General features: G+C 68.2%; 14 protein-coding genes. 5 read left to right on the forward strand and 9 right to left on the reverse strand.

What is annotated here, in order from left to right; all coding sequences use genetic code 11:
- Positions 1-73 precede the first annotated feature (73 nt).
- From AB3G45_RS11805 to AB3G45_RS11820, 4 genes are all read right to left on the reverse strand, one after another.
- On the reverse strand, positions 74-931 hold the full coding sequence (locus AB3G45_RS11805; protein ID WP_367830735.1) for an anti-sigma factor: 858 nt from the start codon (positions 929-931) through the stop codon (positions 74-76).
- On the reverse strand, positions 931-1449 hold the full coding sequence (locus tag AB3G45_RS11810) for an RNA polymerase sigma factor (protein ID WP_367830736.1): 519 nt from the start codon (positions 1447-1449) through the stop codon (positions 931-933). The genes AB3G45_RS11805 and AB3G45_RS11810 overlap by 1 nt, the downstream gene beginning before the upstream one ends.
- Positions 1450-1646: 197 nt before the next feature.
- Complete coding sequence (locus tag AB3G45_RS11815) at positions 1647-2258, reverse strand: hypothetical protein (RefSeq protein WP_367833562.1); 612 nt, start codon at positions 2256-2258, stop codon at positions 1647-1649.
- Positions 2259-2347: 89 nt separating this feature from the next.
- Positions 2348-3250 carry a metallophosphoesterase gene (locus AB3G45_RS11820; protein WP_367830737.1) on the reverse strand — a complete coding sequence of 301 codons (903 nt, stop codon included), beginning with the start codon at positions 3248-3250 and terminating at the stop codon, positions 2348-2350.
- Between the two features lie 110 nt (positions 3251-3360).
- On the opposite strand from AB3G45_RS11820, the gene AB3G45_RS11825 reads away from it, so the two are divergent.
- On the forward strand, positions 3361-3858 hold the full coding sequence (locus AB3G45_RS11825) for an NUDIX domain-containing protein (RefSeq protein WP_367830738.1): 498 nt from the start codon (positions 3361-3363) through the stop codon (positions 3856-3858).
- A 1-nt stretch (position 3859) separates the two neighbouring features.
- Here AB3G45_RS11825 and AB3G45_RS11830 read toward each other — a convergent pair whose 3' ends face one another.
- The gene (locus tag AB3G45_RS11830; protein WP_367830739.1) at positions 3860-4846 is read right to left on the reverse strand and encodes a glutathione S-transferase family protein; all 987 of its coding nucleotides are present in this window, start codon (positions 4844-4846) and stop codon (positions 3860-3862) included.
- A 284-nt stretch (positions 4847-5130) separates the two neighbouring features.
- Between AB3G45_RS11830 and AB3G45_RS11835 the strand changes: the two genes are divergently transcribed.
- A complete protein-coding gene (locus tag AB3G45_RS11835; RefSeq protein ID WP_367830740.1) occupies positions 5131-5661 on the forward strand; it encodes a GNAT family N-acetyltransferase in 531 nt (176 codons plus the stop codon).
- A 33-nt stretch (positions 5662-5694) separates the two neighbouring features.
- Here AB3G45_RS11835 and AB3G45_RS11840 read toward each other — a convergent pair whose 3' ends face one another.
- From AB3G45_RS11840 to AB3G45_RS11855, 4 genes are read right to left on the reverse strand one after another with little or no spacing between them, the layout of a single operon-like run.
- Entirely contained in the window at positions 5695-7767 is a 2073-nt protein-coding gene (locus tag AB3G45_RS11840; protein ID WP_367830741.1) for a hypothetical protein, read from the reverse strand.
- Between the two features lies 1 nt (position 7768).
- Entirely contained in the window at positions 7769-10579 is a 2811-nt protein-coding gene (locus tag AB3G45_RS11845; RefSeq protein ID WP_367830742.1) for a DUF4159 domain-containing protein, read from the reverse strand.
- On the reverse strand, positions 10576-11496 hold the full coding sequence (locus tag AB3G45_RS11850; RefSeq protein WP_367830743.1) for a DUF58 domain-containing protein: 921 nt from the start codon (positions 11494-11496) through the stop codon (positions 10576-10578). Before AB3G45_RS11850 ends, AB3G45_RS11845 begins: the two co-directional genes overlap by 4 nt.
- Positions 11497-11510: 14 nt before the next feature.
- Entirely contained in the window at positions 11511-12524 is a 1014-nt protein-coding gene (locus AB3G45_RS11855; RefSeq protein WP_367830744.1) for an AAA family ATPase, read from the reverse strand.
- 183 nt (positions 12525-12707) lie between these two features.
- Here AB3G45_RS11855 and AB3G45_RS11860 point away from each other — a divergent pair, with 183 nt between their 5' ends.
- The 3 genes from AB3G45_RS11860 to AB3G45_RS11870 are packed head-to-tail and all read left to right on the forward strand — an operon-like array spanning position 12708 to position 15207.
- A complete protein-coding gene (locus AB3G45_RS11860) occupies positions 12708-13325 on the forward strand; it encodes a DUF1285 domain-containing protein (protein WP_367830745.1) in 618 nt (205 codons plus the stop codon).
- The gene (locus AB3G45_RS11865; protein ID WP_367830746.1) at positions 13322-13954 is read left to right on the forward strand and encodes a CoA pyrophosphatase; all 633 of its coding nucleotides are present in this window, start codon (positions 13322-13324) and stop codon (positions 13952-13954) included. The genes AB3G45_RS11860 and AB3G45_RS11865 overlap by 4 nt, the downstream gene beginning before the upstream one ends.
- Positions 13951-15207, forward strand: coding sequence for a CCA tRNA nucleotidyltransferase (locus AB3G45_RS11870; RefSeq protein ID WP_367830747.1), 1257 nt, complete (start codon positions 13951-13953; stop codon positions 15205-15207). The genes AB3G45_RS11865 and AB3G45_RS11870 overlap by 4 nt, the downstream gene beginning before the upstream one ends.
- The last annotated feature ends 111 nt before the right edge of the window (positions 15208-15318 follow it).

Raw genomic sequence — 15318 nt, forward strand, 5'->3', positions numbered from 1 at the left:
CGGACAAACAGAAAGCCCGGCAGCGATGTTGCCGGGCTTTTTTCATAGGGCGCGGCGGGAAATCCGTGGCGGCTCAGATCGTTGAGGAAACCGCCTCGGCGATGCGCTCCAGGGCCGGATCGGCCGAGGGGCCGACGACGACATAGGACGCGCTGCCCTTCTGCCAGGAGACGAGGCCGATATCGTTGCGCATGCTTTCGGAAAGGGCCGTGACGGTCTCCACCGGGTCGCTCTGCACGAAGCAGATGGCGAAGACCTCGTTCTGGGCATTGCGATAGAGAAGCTGCGCGGCCGGCTTGCCGCCGGCGACCAGCAGGCGCGCGCCCTCGAAGGTGAGATTCTGGTCGGAAAGATCGGGCAGCTTGAAGGGCACGCCGGTGCTGGCCGACAACCATTCGACGATATGTGCCTCCTCGCTCGCCGGCACTTCCACGAGATGGCGCGTCTGGCGGGCATAGATGCGATGGTAGTCGGCGATGTCGTCCAGCCAGGTGCGCGCGGGGGCGAACTGGGTAGCGGCAAGTTCGGCCGTGCCGTCCTGCCGTTCGCCGACGAGATAGCCGCCGGCGGCGCCGGCGATGAACAGCACGAGCGAGGCGGCGAGCGCCTTCGGCCAGAGGGCGGAGGGGCGGCGCGGCGCGGCGGCGGCGACCGGAATGGTGGCAAAGCCCGCCTTCGGCGGCTCGTCGTCCTTCTTGCCGGCGTCCTTGATGTTGCGCACGAGGTCGAGCGGAATGGGCTCCTGCAAAAGCTTTTCGAAGGCGCGGGCGCCGAATTCGCTGCCGAGCTTCAGCTTCTCGAAGACCATGCGCGCATCGTCGTCCTCGGCGAGGATCGCGTTGATCTCGTCCATTTCCGCTTCCGGCAACTGGCCGTCGAGATAGGCCGACAGGCGGACTTCGAGCGGAAGACCCTGTGTGCTCTCCACCATCAGGCCCTCCTTTCCATCTGTTCGGAGATCATGGCCGCAAGGCGGATGCGGGCGGCCGAAAGCCGGCTCATCACGGTGCCGATCGGTATGCCCAGGATATCCGCCGCCTCCCGATAGCTGTGGCCTTCGACATTGACGAGGAGAAAGACACTCGAAAGACCTTCCGGCATGGTCATGATCAACTTGTGCAACTGCTTGGCATAGACCGCCTTGTCGGCCGACGCTTCGATATGCAGGTTATCCTGCTCGGCCACATCTACCGTTCCGGACCCTGTGCGGACCTTTCGCTTGCGGATCTCGTCCACCCACAGATTGCGCGTCATGGCATAAACCCAGCTTTCCAGCCGGCCTTCCCCGTTCCACAGATGGCTCCGCGTGATGGCCCGCTCGCATGCCTCCTGCACGAGGTCGTCGGCATCGCTGCCGTTGCGCGTCAGCGTCATGGCGAAACGGCGCAACTTCGGCAGCAAATTGACCAATTCTCGCCGGAACTCATTCGATTCTGCCGTCGGACGCATTGCTTTTCCAAGGAAACGTTCGGGATCAAAACTCTATTCGCTGCCGGGCGGGCGGCGACCGTCTGATATGAAACATTCTTCCTAAGGTCTGCAAGCATGAACGGCAACCCGGAGCGCAGTTTCCTGCGTTCCCTCAACGATTGGTCTGTCGGCCATCGACGCCGTGCCGTTTCCGCACGGCGCCGCCGGCATCTGTGTCAGTAAGTGGTGCGCTCGCCGCCGAGCGACTGGAGCAGCGCGCGATAGGCCCAGGTTTTCTCCCCGCCGCGATCGCGGATCTCGACGAGCTGGACGCGGGCGCCTTCGATATCGCCCTGCTCGATCAGCGCCTGGCCCATATAGGAGCGGGCGAGGATATAGTTCTCGTCCTTCTGCAGCGCCCGCTCGTAATAGGCCATGCCCAGCGCCATGTTGCCGAGCTTGCGGGTGTTGTAGCCCATATAGTTGAGGATGCGCGGATCCTCCTGGTCGTAGGCCGCGCGCAGCGCCCGCAGCGCGTTCTCGTGCTGGCCGGCATAGGCGAATTCGCGTGCCGCCTGATAGAGTTTGTCGTCGATCTCGCGCTCGGTCTTCTTCTCTTCCTCCTGCGTCGCCTCGTCCTCCGCGGGCGTGCCTTCGGCCGGCTTCAGGTCCTCGGGCGCGACGCATTCCTTCTTTTCCTCGTTCCAGATCTTGCCGTCCGTGCAGGTCGTCGTCGTCTCGGTCGCGACCGGTGGGGTGGTGGTGTCCGAATCGGCTGCGCGTGCGGCCGACAGCGCCGTCAGCGAAACGGCGGCGCAGAATGAAAGCAGCATGGTGTGGCGGAGCATGGTCATGGGTTCCCTCTCGATCGTTCGCGGCCGCTCTGAGGAGATGGTACGGGCGAGGGGAGGGTTTTATTCACGCGGGGCGCGGCCTGTCAGAAACGTGTGGTTTCCGCCAGGGCCAGCGCGAGGCCGTCCGTCGTCAGCGCGTAGCGCTCGCGCATGACGTTCCAGTTTCCCGGGGCGCCGGAAATGGAGAACAGGTTGTAGCCGGCCGGCGGCTTGTGCCCGCCCGGACCCTGCGAGGCGGAGGCGATGCCGACGACCGGGATCTGCTTCGTCTGGCCGGCAAGCCAGTGCACGGTGTTGAGATGGGTATGGCCGTGCAGCACGAGATCGGCCCCGCCGGTCGACACGGTCGCGGCGAACCGGCGGATGCCCATCATGCGCTTGTGGAACGAGGTCGCGCCGCGGATCGGCGGATGATGAATCAGCACGACGCGGAAGAGGCCGGCGTCTTCGGCCGCGCGCAGGAGGTTGACGGTCTCGCGCGCCTGGCGGCTGCCGAAATAGCCCGATGCGGAGAAGGGCGGCGTGGCGACCGCCGTCGAGCAGCCGATGATCGCCGCCTGGCCGCGCACCCGCAGATAGGGAAAGACGGGAAAGTCCTCGTTCCATTCGGCCGGCCCGTTGTCGCCGCGCATGTAGGGATACCAGGCCCGGGTCGATTTCTCGTAGGCGCCGCGCACATAGGCATCGTGGTTGCCCGGCACGACCGAGACGTTTTCCGGCGTGCCGGCCTTCGCCAGCCAGGCCTTGACGGCCGCGATCTCGAGCGAGGAGGCAAGGTTCACGAGGTCGCCGGTGATCGCCAGATGGTCGGGATCGCGCCGCTCGATATCGTCGAGCACGATGTCGAGCGTATTGGCGAAGAGGTGCCGGCGACGGTTGCGGTGCCAGTTGACGAAGCCCGTGATGCGCTTGGAAAACAGCTCCAGGAAGGTGAGGGCGGGCAGGGGCCCGAGATGGACGTCCGATATATGGGCAAGCCTGAACATATCCCTCCTTAGAGCATAAGATGCGCAAGGGGAACGCAAGGCGTGGATATTCCCTGACCTTCGACCCGCTGGGACTTGATTTGGCCGAAGGCTTCCGGCGAAGTGCCGCCATGGACCAGGACGAGCCCGCCGCCCCGCCGACCCGCAGCCGCCTCAACCGGCTGGCGACGCGCGTGCTGCACTTCTATTTCGCGCTTTCCCGCGGCATGACGATGGGCGTGCGCGCCGCCTGTTTCGACGAGACCGGCCGCCTCTTCCTGGTGCGCCACAGCTACGTGCCGGGCTGGCATCTGCCGGGCGGCGGCATCGAGCGCGGCGAGACGGCGCTGGAGGCGCTGGCCAAGGAGATGCGGGAGGAGGGCAACCTCGCCATGGGCGCGCCGCCGCGGCTCTTGCACGTCTATTTCAACCGGCAGACCAGCAAGCGCGACCACGTCCTTCTCTACCGCTGCGAGGGGGTCACTCAGTCCGCGCCGCGCGCCCGGGACCGGGAGATCGTCGAGGCCGGCTTCTTCGCGCTCGACGCGCTGCCGGCCGCCACGACCGCCGCCACCCGCCGGCGGCTGGAGGAGCTTGCCGGCCGGGCGTCGTTTGCGGACGTCTGGTAGGTCAGGCCGCTTTCAGACGCTCCCGCCCGTGCGGGACGGTCAGGTCGAGGTCCGGGCCGACCGGCACGACGCCCGTCGGGTTGATCGTCGTGTGGCTGCGGTAATAATGCTCCTTGATGTGGCTCATGTTCACCGTCTCGGCGACACCCGGCACCTGGTAGAGTTCGCGCAGGTAGCCGGAGAGGTTCGGATAGTCGGCGATGCGGCGGATGTTGCACTTGAAATGGCCGACATAGACCGGATCGAGGCGCACCAGCGTGGTGAAGAGCCGCCAGTCGGCCTCCGTCAGGCGGTCGCCGGTCAGGTAGCGCTGCGTCGAAAGCCGCGCGTCGAGGCTGTCCAGCATCTCGAAGAGCTTTTGCACCGCACCTTCATACGCCTCCTGCGTCGTTGCGAAGCCGGCCTTGTAGACGCCGTTGTTGACGCTGTCGTAGATCGCCTCGTTGAGGGCGTCGATCTCGGCGCGCAGCGGCGCGGGATAGTAGTCGTCGCGCGAGCCGGTGAGGCCGTCGAAGGCGGAGTTGAACATGCGGATGATCTCGGCCGATTCGTTCGAGACCAGACGGTTCTCCTTCTTGTCCCACAGCACGGGCACGGTGACGCGGCCGGAATAGTGCGGATCGGCTTTCAGATAGACCTCGTAGAGCGCGGAGGCACCGAACAGAGGGTCGAGCGTGCCGCCGTTCTCGCCCTTGAACTCCCAGCCGCGCGCCAGCATCAGGGGATCGACGACGGAGACGGTGATAATGTCCTCCAGCTTCTTCAGCTTGCGGAAGATCAGCGTGCGATGCGCCCAGGGACAGGCATAGGAGACATAGAGGTGGTAGCGCCCGGCCTCCGCCGCAAAACCGCCTTCGCCGGACGGCCCCGGCGCGCCGTCCGGCGTGATCCAGTTGCGGAACTGCGAAGCGGCGCGCTGGAAATGGCCCTTCGTCGATTTCGTGTCATACCAGACGTCATGCCAGACGCCGTCCACGAGCATGCCCATGATGATCTCCTTCCGCCGCCCTTCGCGGCCAAAACATGCCGCCATAATCAGTGCAAGGGCGGGGCGTGGATAGGTGCATTTTGATGAACAGTGCGTTTTGCGCTTTGACAGAGGCGAAATTTCTGCTATCCGCGCAAACCAGCACCGGCGCTCAGGCCGGCAAGGAAGACGACAAGCTCCATGTTCTACACCGGAACCCCACGACGACGCTGATGCCCCTGCTGCGCCCCCTGGCGGCGGCGCGACCACCCGCATCCCTCGTTTCGTCTCCGGTTCCCCGATCCATGAACATGCTCAAGCACAGCCTCGTCTACCTGACGGAAGATGCCTCCCACGACGCGGCCATCGAACACATCAACGAAGAAGCCTTCGGTCCCGGCCGGCATGTCCGCGCGGCCGCGCGCATCCGCGAGCAGGGCCCGCACGACCTGTCGCTGTCCTTCATCTGCACCGACGACGGCGAGACGATCGCGTCCGTGCGCATGACGCCGGTCCTTGCAGGCGGCGTCAAGGCGCACCTGCTCGGCCCGCTCGCCGTCAGGCCTTCGCACAAGAACCGCGGCATCGGCCGGGAACTGCTGCGCATCGCTTGCGCCGCCGCGAAACGCAAGGGGTCCGAAGCCGTCGTCCTCGTCGGCGACCCGCCCTATTACGGTCCGCTCGGCTTCGAGAAGGTCGCCTGGAACGCGCTGGCCTTCCCCGGCCCCGTCGACCCCGCACGGGTGCTCGTCATGCCTTTCGCGGAAGACACGCATGCGCGGTTGAAGGGTGTGATCTGCTGGCGAAACGATGAGGAAGCTGCCCCCGGCCTTTGAGGAGGAGTTTCCCGGCTCGGCGCCGGCCTTGCCCTACCGCCCTTCGCGATACCACATGGCCGAGAAGGCGAGGAGTAGCAGGCCGACGCCGGCGAAACCGGCGAAGAGCGGCAGCGAGTTGATGCCCTTCAGCACCGTCTCGTCCGTCATGCGCAGCGACAGGCGGTTCTCGTCCACGGTGCGCACCTGGCCCGACACCGGCAGCAGGGGCGGCAGCGAGACGGCTTCGCCCTCCGCGTCCACCAGCCGGCGCACCGTGCCCTTCGTGGCCACAGCGAGCGGCTTCAGGCTTTCGGTGGTCGAGATCGTCGCCTTGAATTCCGGTGCGTCGACCGCGCCGACATGCACGAGCGCGGTGAGGTCGTCATTGGTGATCTCGTAAAGGCCCGTCTCCGCCGTCGGCATCTCGGCGCGGTAGAGGCCGGGCTCGGCTTCCGTGAGCGCCACCTGCTGCGTCGCGCCCGATGGCAGCTTCAGCGTCGCTTCGCCCGGTGCGTCGCCGATGGTCTGGCGGTTGATCTGCAGCGTGCGGCCGAAGGTGCGGGCGGTCAGCGCCTCCTCCTCCAGCGCCGGCTCCTGCATCAGCCAGTGCGCGGTGCGGCGATAGAGCGAGACATGCGGGCCGCCGCCCTCGAAGCCGCGCGCCCAGAGCCAACCCTGGTCGGAGAGCAGCATGGCGACGCGGCCCTTGCCGGCGCGGTTCAGCACCAGCAGCGGCTTGCCGTCATTGGCTTCCATCACGACATTGCCGTCCGGGCGCTGCACGTCGACGGTGCGGAACCAGCGGCCCCAGCGGAGCGGTTCCTCGCCGGCGCCTTCCAGCCCGCGCGTGACCGGGTGCTTCTTCCCCTCATCCGAAAGGCGGGGATAGAAGGGCGCCTCGTTCATCGCGCCGGTCGGGTTGGCCGGCAGCACGACGGAGAGCGGCGTGCCGGCGATGGAATCGTTGCCTGCATGCTCCGGCCCCGCCGCGATCAGCAACGCGCCGCCGTTTTCGACATATTGCGCGATGTTGTCGTAATAGAGGATCGGCAGCACGCCGCGGTGCTGGTAGCGGTCGAAGATGATGAGATCGAACTCGTTGATCTTGTCGACGAAGAGCTCGCGCGTCGGGAAGGCGATCAGCGAAAGCTCGTTGATCGGCGTGCCGTCCTGCTTTTCCGGCGGGCGCAGGATGGTGAAGTGCACGAGGTCGATGGCGGTGTCGGACTTCAAAAGGTTGCGCCAGGCGCGCTCGCCGGCATGCGGCTCGCCCGAGACCAGCAGCACGCGCAGGTTCTCGCGGATGCCCTCGATGACATGGACGGCGCGATTGTTCGCCGCGGTGATCTCGCCTTCGACCGGCTCCACCTCGAATTCGAGAATGTTGTTGCCGCCGCGCGGTACGGTGAAGCGAAGCGGCTGTTCGGTGCCCGGCTGGGCGATTTCCGAGGCGATCTCGTTGCCGTTGAGGCGCACGGTCACGCGGGCGGTGCCGCCGGGGCCGGCGCCGTCGTCCACCACGCGGAATTTCAGCTCCTGCGGCTCGCCGACGATGCCGAAGCGCGGCGCGCTGACGATCTCGATGCGGCGGTCGAACTCGTCCGGCCGGCCGGTGACGAGCGCGTGCACCGGCGCCTCGAAGCTGGAGAAGGCCGAGGCTTCGGGAATGTCGTGCACCTGCCCGTCGGTGAGGAGGATCGCGCCGCCGACGCGCGAGCGCGGCACATCGGCGATGGCCGCGTTGAGCGCGTCGAAGAGGCGGGTGGAGGGCGTGTCCGACGTGCCGTCGTCGCGGGCCTCCACGATGCGCGGCTCGATGCGCGGGTAGCGGGAGAAGCGTGCTTTCAGCCCCTCCAGCGCGGCGTTGGTCTGGGCGGTGCGCTGCGCGTCGTCCTGGCTCTGGCTGCGGTCGACGATGACCGGCACAACGGTCGACAGTGCCTCGCGGTCCTCCTGCAGGAAGACGGGATTGGCGAGGGCGAAGACCAGGAGGGCAAGCGCCAGCGCGCGGACGAAGGCGCCGCGCAGGCCGCGCCACAGGCCGAGGGCGGCCAGCGCGAGGCCGGCAAGGCCGATGACGGTGATGGCGATCCAGGGCAGGAAGGGGGAGAATTGCAGGGTCATGTCACTGCCCCAGCCGTTCGAGGAGGGCGGGGACGTGCACCTGGTCCGCCTTGTAGTTGCCGGTCAGCATGTACATCATGATGTTGACGCCGGCGCGGAAGGCATGGTCGCGCTGCACCTCGTCCGGCGGCACGGTCGGTAGCAGCGCCATGCCGTTGGCGTCGACCGCCCAGGCGCCGGCGAAATCGTTGCCGGTGATCATGATCGGCGACACGCCGTCCCCCGCGCGCGCCGGGCGGCTCGGGTCCTCGGCGCGGTCCAGCTCCGCCTCTATCCAGAGCGGGCTTCCGGCATAGCGGCCGGGGAAATTCGCCAGGAGGTAGAAGGCCTTGGTCAGGACGTGGTCGGCCGGAACGGGCTCCAGCGGCGGAATGTCGAGATTGGCGAGGATCGCCTGGAGGCGCTCGGTGTTGGGGCTCGTCGAATTGCCGTCGAGCGAGACATACTGGTCGCGCGTGTCGAACAGCACGGTGCCGCCGCTGCGCATATAGGCGTCGATGCGGCTGATCGCGGCGCTGGACGGCATTTCGGCGCTGGCGCTCACCGGCCAGTAGATGATCGGGTAGAGCGCCAGTTCGTCCTTGGAAATGTCGACGCCGACGGGTTCGCCGGGCTCCAGCGTGGTGCGGTAGGTGAGGAATTCCGTGAGGCCGGCAAGGCCGCGCTCGGAGATGCGGTCCACCTCGCCCTCGCCGGTGACGACATAGGCGATATGCGTCGTGTCGAGCCGCGACATGATCGCCTCGTCGCCGGGCTTGTCGTCGGCCGCCCGGCTTTCCGGCGGGGCGGCGACAAGCGCGCCGGCCGCAAGGGCGAGCAGCACGGCGGCGGTCGCGCCGCGCTTCGGCATGCCACGGGCGGCGGCGGCGAAGGCGCCGCCCATGAAGAGCACGATGGCGCAATCGGCAAGCAGCAGCAGGGCGGCGAGGGTGAAGAGATGGGGCTTCAGCGACCAGGTCTGTCTTCCGGCGAGCGGTTCGCGCGTCATGCCCGCGCCGTCGGCGACGGCCAGCGGGCGAATCTGGTGGCCGGGCGGGAAGAGGTTGTGGGCGACATAGCCGTCCTCCGTGCCGTAGAGGCCGGGCGGGTTGTCGAAGCTGGCGATGGCCTTCTCGGCATTGCCGGCGGCAAGCGGCTTCGCCTCGCCGGTCGCGGCGGCGAGCGTGCCGTTCGCGGTCATCAGCCGGTAGGGCGGCAGGCCCTGCGTCTCGGCGCCGTCGCCGGCCGAAACGCCGCCGCCGCGCGAAAGCTGCACGGTGCGGCGGAGCATCTCGACGAAATCGCCGGACAGCGGCAGATTGGACCAGCCGGTTTCCGCGCTGATATGGAAGAGCACGATGCGGCCGGAGCCGAGCGGGCCGGTCGTCACCAGCGGCGTGCCGTCGGCAAGGCTTGCCCAGGTGCGCTCGGCAAGGTCCGGCGTCGGTTCGGCGAGCACCTGGCGCTTGATCAGAATGTCCTCCGGCGCGCGCATGCCGGCGAAGGGGCTGTTTGCGGGATAGGCGGAAAGCGGCTGCGGCTCGGACCAGGAGAGCGCGCCGCCGAGCGCCCGCTCGCCCTTGCGCAGGAGGACCGGCACGAGCGGATCGTCCGCAGGCGCCGCCGCAAGGCGCGGGCCGGCGAAGCGGACCAGCATGCCGCCGGCCTCGATCCAGCGCTCTACCGCGCCCTGCGCGTCCTCCGGCAGCCGGCCGATATCGGCCATGATCAGCACCGAGGGGTTCTGTTCCAGCAGTTCTGGAATGGCGACCGAGAGGTCGGCGACGCTCGGCTCGATCAGGTCGGCATAGGGGGCAAGGGCGCGGTTGATGTAGTGCAGCGGCGAGAGCAGCGGCTGGCTGGCGTCCATCACCTCGCCGGAGAGGAAGGCGACGCGGCGGCGGCGGAAGCCGTCGTCGAGGAGATAGGTGCCACCGGCATTGGCAAGGCCGTCGATGGTGATGCGGGCGAAATCGTTGCGCAGTTCGAAGGGCGCGGTGATCGTGCCGGTGGTCGTGCCGCTCTCCGCGGCGAAATCGGCCGTGCCCGTCGCGATCGGCCGCCCGCGCGAATCGTGCGCCGTCAGCGGCAGGCTGCGCGCCGGGCCGCCGTCGAGCCGGGTGAGGGTGACGGACAGCGCGTCCGCGCCGTTGCTCGCCGCGGTGACGGCGACGGCGGGAGCCCCGTCGCCCGCGACGATGCGGAAGTCGGCGGGGGCAAGGGCCTGGAGTGCGGCTACCGCCTCGTCCGTCTCGCCGCTCGCCATGCCGTCGCTGATGAAGGCGAGGGTGCCCGGCGCGGTGCCGTCGAGGGCGGTGCGCAGCGAGGCGACGGCCGAGGCGCGGTCGGCCGGCAGCGGGCGGACCTCGGCGGCGGCGAGGCGGTTGCGCGCGGTCGCGGCATCGACCGGCACGGCGTCGTGCTGGCGCTCGGCGGTCAGCACGAGCGAAATCGGCACGTCGCGGCTTTCGGCATCGTCGATCAGCACGGATGCGGTGTCGATGCGCTGCTGCCAGTCGGTGGCCGAGGCCCAGGTGTTGTCGACGACGAGAACGAGGGGGCCGCTTGCCGCCAGCGTGTTGGTGCGCGGGTTGAAGACCGGGTCGGCGATGGCGAAGATGATCGCGGCGGCCATCAGCATGCGCAGCAGCGTCAGCCACCAGGGGCTTTGCGCCGGCGTCTCCTCGCGCTTCATGATCGCGGCGAGGACGGCGAAGGGCGGGAAGACCTCGGTGAGCGGCTTCGGCGGCGTCAGGCGCAACAGCCACCAGATGACCGGCAGCAGCACCAGCGCCGTCAGCACCGCGGGGAAAGCGAAGGCGAAGGCACTCATCGGCCGCGGCCCTCCACCTTCATCGCCGGCATGCCGGAGAGGTACATGTGTACGGCGACCAGCGCCTCGGAGGCGAGCCTGTCCGTGCGGTGGGGCACGAAGCTCCAGCCGAGATGGCGCAGGTTGTCGGCCAGCGTCGCGCGCCGGGCGAGATAGGCGCGGGTATAGTCGTCCTTCAGCGTCTCGGCGCGGCCGGCGGTGAGTTTCCGGCCGCTTTCCGGGTCGGTGAATTCGGTGCGCCCGACATAGGGGAAGGTCTCTTCCGCCGGGTCGGATATCTCGACGACATGGCCGGTGAGGCCGCGGCGGGCGAGCGGCCCGAGGCGCGCCATGATCTCCTCGACCGGATCGAGGAAATCGCCGATCAGCACGATGTCGCTGTTGCCGCGGATCATGCCCGTATCCGGCAGGCCGCCCGTGGTGCCGTTGTGCATGAGGGCGGTGGCGAGTCGTTCGGCGGCGTTGCGCGCGGCGATCGGCTCCATGACGCCGGGGCAGCCGATGCGCTCGCCGGAACGGGCGAGGATCTCGGCGAGCGCCAGCATGACGACCAGCGCACGGCTCTCCTTCGAAACGCTGCCGAAGGTCGACTTGTACATCATGGAGGGCGAAAGATCGGCCCAGACCCAGACGGTGTGGGCGGCCTCCCACTCGCGGTCGCGCACATAGGTATGGTCGTCGCGGGCCGAGCGCCGCCAGTCGATGCGCGACAGGCTCTCGCCGTCGACATAGGGGCGGAACTGCCAGAAATTCTCGCCGATGCCACGCTTGCGGCGGCCGTGCCAGCCGGCGATCACGGTGTTGGCGAGGCGCTGGGCCTCGACCATGCAATCGGGGACGAGGGCGGCGCGCGCCTGCGCCCGCGACAGTACGTCGCGGGTCGGGGTCGGTTGGACGATCTGGCCGACGGTCGCCATGCGATCGGCCCCGCTCAGCCGCCGGCCTGGCGGACGAGGCCCGCGATGACGTCGCGCACCGACATGCCTTCCGCGCGCGCGCCGAAGGTCAGCGCCATGCGGTGTTGCAGCACAGGTTCGGCCAGCGCCAGCACGTCGTCCACCGAGGGGGCGAGGCGGCCTTCGTAGAGCGCGCGGGCCCGGGCGCACAGCATCATCGCCTGGCCGGCGCGCGGGCCGGGGCCCCAGGCGACATGCTTGTCGGTGGAGGCGACGCCGTTGCCGGGACGGGCGGAGCGCACGAGGGAGAGGATGGCGTCGAGCACCTTCTCGCTGACCGGCATCTGGCGGATGAGGCTCTGGATTTCGATGAGGCGCGCGGCCGAGATGGCGGCGCTCGCCTGCGCCTCGGAAACGCCGGTGGTTTCCAGGAGGATCTGGCGCTCGGCGGCAAGCTCGGGATAGTCGACGTCGACCTGGAGGAGGAACCGGTCGAGCTGGGCTTCGGGCAGCGGATAGGTGCCTTCCTGCTCCAGCGGGTTCTGCGTCGCCAGCACATGGAAGGGTTTCGGCAGGTCGTTGGTCTGGCCGGCGACCGTGACGTGATATTCCTGCATGGCCTGCAAGAGCGCGGACTGGGTGCGCGGCGAGGCGCGGTTGATCTCGTCGGCCATGAGAAGCTGGGTGAAGATCGGGCCGGGCACGAAGCGGAAGGAGCGCTTGCCGTTCTCGTCCTGGTCCATCACCTCCGAGCCGAGGATATCCGAGGGCATCAGGTCCGGCGTGAACTGGATGCGGCTGGAGGAGAGGCCGAGCACGGTGCCGAGGGTGACGACGAGCTTGGTCTTGGCAAGGCCGGGCACGCCGACGAGCAGCGCATGGCCGCCCGACAGCACCGCGAGCATCGTCTGCTCGACCACGCTTTCCTGGCCGAAGATGACCTTTCCGACCTCCTTGCGGATGATCGCGATGTCGGAGAGCGCCCGCTCGGCGGCGGCGATCACCGCCTTTTCGTCCAGGCCTGCCTCGGGGGAATTCTGAACGCCCATGGGTCTCTCCACTACCGGTCCTAAAATCTTCCGCGAATCGTGGGCCTTGCCGCGTTCGCTTCATGGATAGAAAGCTTATTAGCTCACCCGTGGCTGACAAGCGGCCACGAAATGACTATCTCGTGAGAAATGGTGTATCCACCCTTTCTTCTCGCGGAGATAGGGTTCAACCGGGACGGAACAATGGCAACGGGCGAAATTCGCGAAAGCGGCGATGCGGCGGGACTGGCCGCGCTGATCGCGCGCGCGGGGGCGGAGACCGGCGGGCGCGGCCTGCCGCCGGTCGAGCGCTGGAACCCGCCGTTCTGCGGCGACATCGATATGGAGATCGGTGCCGACGGCACCTGGTTCTATCTGGGAACGCCGATCGGCCGTGCGCCGCTGGTGCGGCTTTTCTCCACGGTGCTGCGCAAGGACGAGGACGGCAGGACCTATCTGGTGACCCCCGTCGAGAAGGTCGGCATCCGCGTTGCCGACGCGCCGTTCCTCGCCGTCGAGATGAACGCGTCGGGTGAGGGGGAGGCGCAAAAGCTCACCTTCCGCACCAATGTCGGCGACGTGGTGGAGGCCGGGCCGGATCACCCGCTGCGCTTCGTCGTCAAAGGCGAGAACAGCGAGCTGAAACCCTATCTTCTCGTGCGCGGCCGGCTGGAGGCCCTGGTCTCGCGGGCGATGATGTACGAGCTGGTCGCACTCGGCGAGACGATCGGGATCGACGGCGTGGAGATGTTCGCGGTGCGCTCCGGCGGCGTGGCCTTCCCCATTATGCCGGCGGCCGAGCTGGATGCGCTGTCGCGATGAGCTTTCCGCCCTATAGCGCCGCCGAATTCCGCCGCAGGGCGCTGGACCAGATGCTGACGCTCGGCGAGGAGAGTTGGCGCGAGCATGGCGACAGCCTGCTCAATCCCGGCGTCATCCCGCATCTGGAGGACATGAAGCTGCGCGATGCGGCTGTGCTGATCCCCGTCGTCGACGACGGCGAGGAGGCGCGCGTCATCTTCACGCAGCGCACCGCCACGCTGCGCAAGCATTCCGGCCAGGTCGCCTTTCCGGGCGGCGCGGTGGATGACGGGGACGAGAATGTTGAGGCGGCGGCGATGCGCGAGGCGGAGGAGGAGATCAGCCTCGACCGCCGCTTCGTCGAGCCGGTCGGCCGGCTGCCGCAGTATAAGGCGCTTTCGGGCTTCTCGATCACGCCGGTGCTGGCGGTGGTGCAGCCGGGTTTTGCGCTTGCGCCCAACCCGGCGGAGGTGGAGAACGTCTTCGACGTGCCGCTCTCCTTCCTGATGGACCCGCGCAACCACGAGCGGGGCAGCGGTATCTGGCTCGGCGGCGAGCGGCATTATTATCGCATGCCCTATGAGGGGCATAATATCTGGGGCATCACCGCCGGCATCGTGCGGGTGATCTATGAAAGGCTTTATGCATGACGTCTGTTTCGGGCGAGGCGTGGTTCGCCGACCCGGCGCTCGTTCGCGTGCTGGCGCTCTTGAACGGCGAGGGCGGGGAGGCGCGGGTGGCCGGCGGGGCCGTGCGCAACAGCCTGATGGGCCTGCCGGTCGCCGATATCGACATCGCGACGACGCTCCGGCCCGAAGAGGTGGTGGAGCGGGCGAAGGCGGCGGGCATCAAGGCGGTGCCGACGGGCATCGAGCACGGCACGGTGACGCTGGTCCTCGATGGGAAACCCTTCGAGGTGACGACGCTGCGCCGGGACGTCGCCACCGACGGCCGCCACGCGGAGGTGGCGTTCGGCACGGACTGGCGCATGGATGCCGAGCGGCGCGACCTGACGATCAACGCGCTCTACGCCACCGGCGACGGCACGGTCGTCGACCTCGTGAACGGCCTGCCGGATATCGAGAGCCGGACGGTGCGCTTCATCGGCGATGCGGCGATGCGCATTGCGGAGGATCACCTGCGCATCCTGCGCTTCTTCCGCTTCTTCGCGCTCTACGGCAGCGGGCGGCCGGACGCCGAGGGGCTGAAGGCCTGTGCGCGGGCGAAGGACACGCTTGCAAGGCTTTCGGCGGAGCGGGTCTGGTCCGAGACGAAGAAGCTGCTCGCCGCGCCCGATCCGGGCCGGGCGCTGCTCTGGATGCGGCAGGCGGGCGTGCTGACGCAAATCCTGCCCGAGACGGAAAAGTGGGGCATCGACGCGATCCCCGGCCTGGTCGACGCCGAAAGGGCGTTCGGCTGGACGCCGGACGCGCTGCTGCGCCTTGCCGCCATGGTGCCGCCGGACCGCGCGCGCCTGAAGGCGCTTGCCGAGCGCCTGCGGCTGTCGAAAGCGGAGGCGGCGGTGCTGGATCATTGGGCCGCCGCGCCCGAAATCGCCCCGAAGCTCGCGGAGACGACCTTCGATCGGCTGCTCTACCTCAACGGCCCGCAGGGGCTGACGATCCGGCTGAAGCTGGCGCTTGCCGCCGCCCGGGCGCGGGGCCTTGGCGATCCGGAGGCGCTCGCCTTCGCCGGCCTCTGCCAGCGTCTTATTGCCCGCGCCGGGAAATGGAAGAAGCCGACCTTCCCCCTCAACGGCGCCGACGTGCTGGCCGCGGGTGTTCCGGCCGGGCCGAAGGTCGGCGCGGTGCTCGGGACGATCGAAGAGGAATGGGTGGCGGGGAACTTCCGGAACGACCGGACGACGCTGCTGGCGCGGCTGGAGGGGCTGGTTGCGGATTGAAGCCTCCTCACAAAAGGGAGGCTGGGCGGATCGCCTCTGAACCCCCTGCCTGCCGGCATCTCGCCCAAGGGGAGAAAGCAAAAGGCTTGCCCTTCCCTTGATTTTTCACGC

The sequence above is a fragment of the Shinella sp. S4-D37 genome (genome assembly GCF_040812195.1).
In the GTDB taxonomy this organism is placed as follows: domain Bacteria; phylum Pseudomonadota; class Alphaproteobacteria; order Rhizobiales; family Rhizobiaceae; genus Shinella.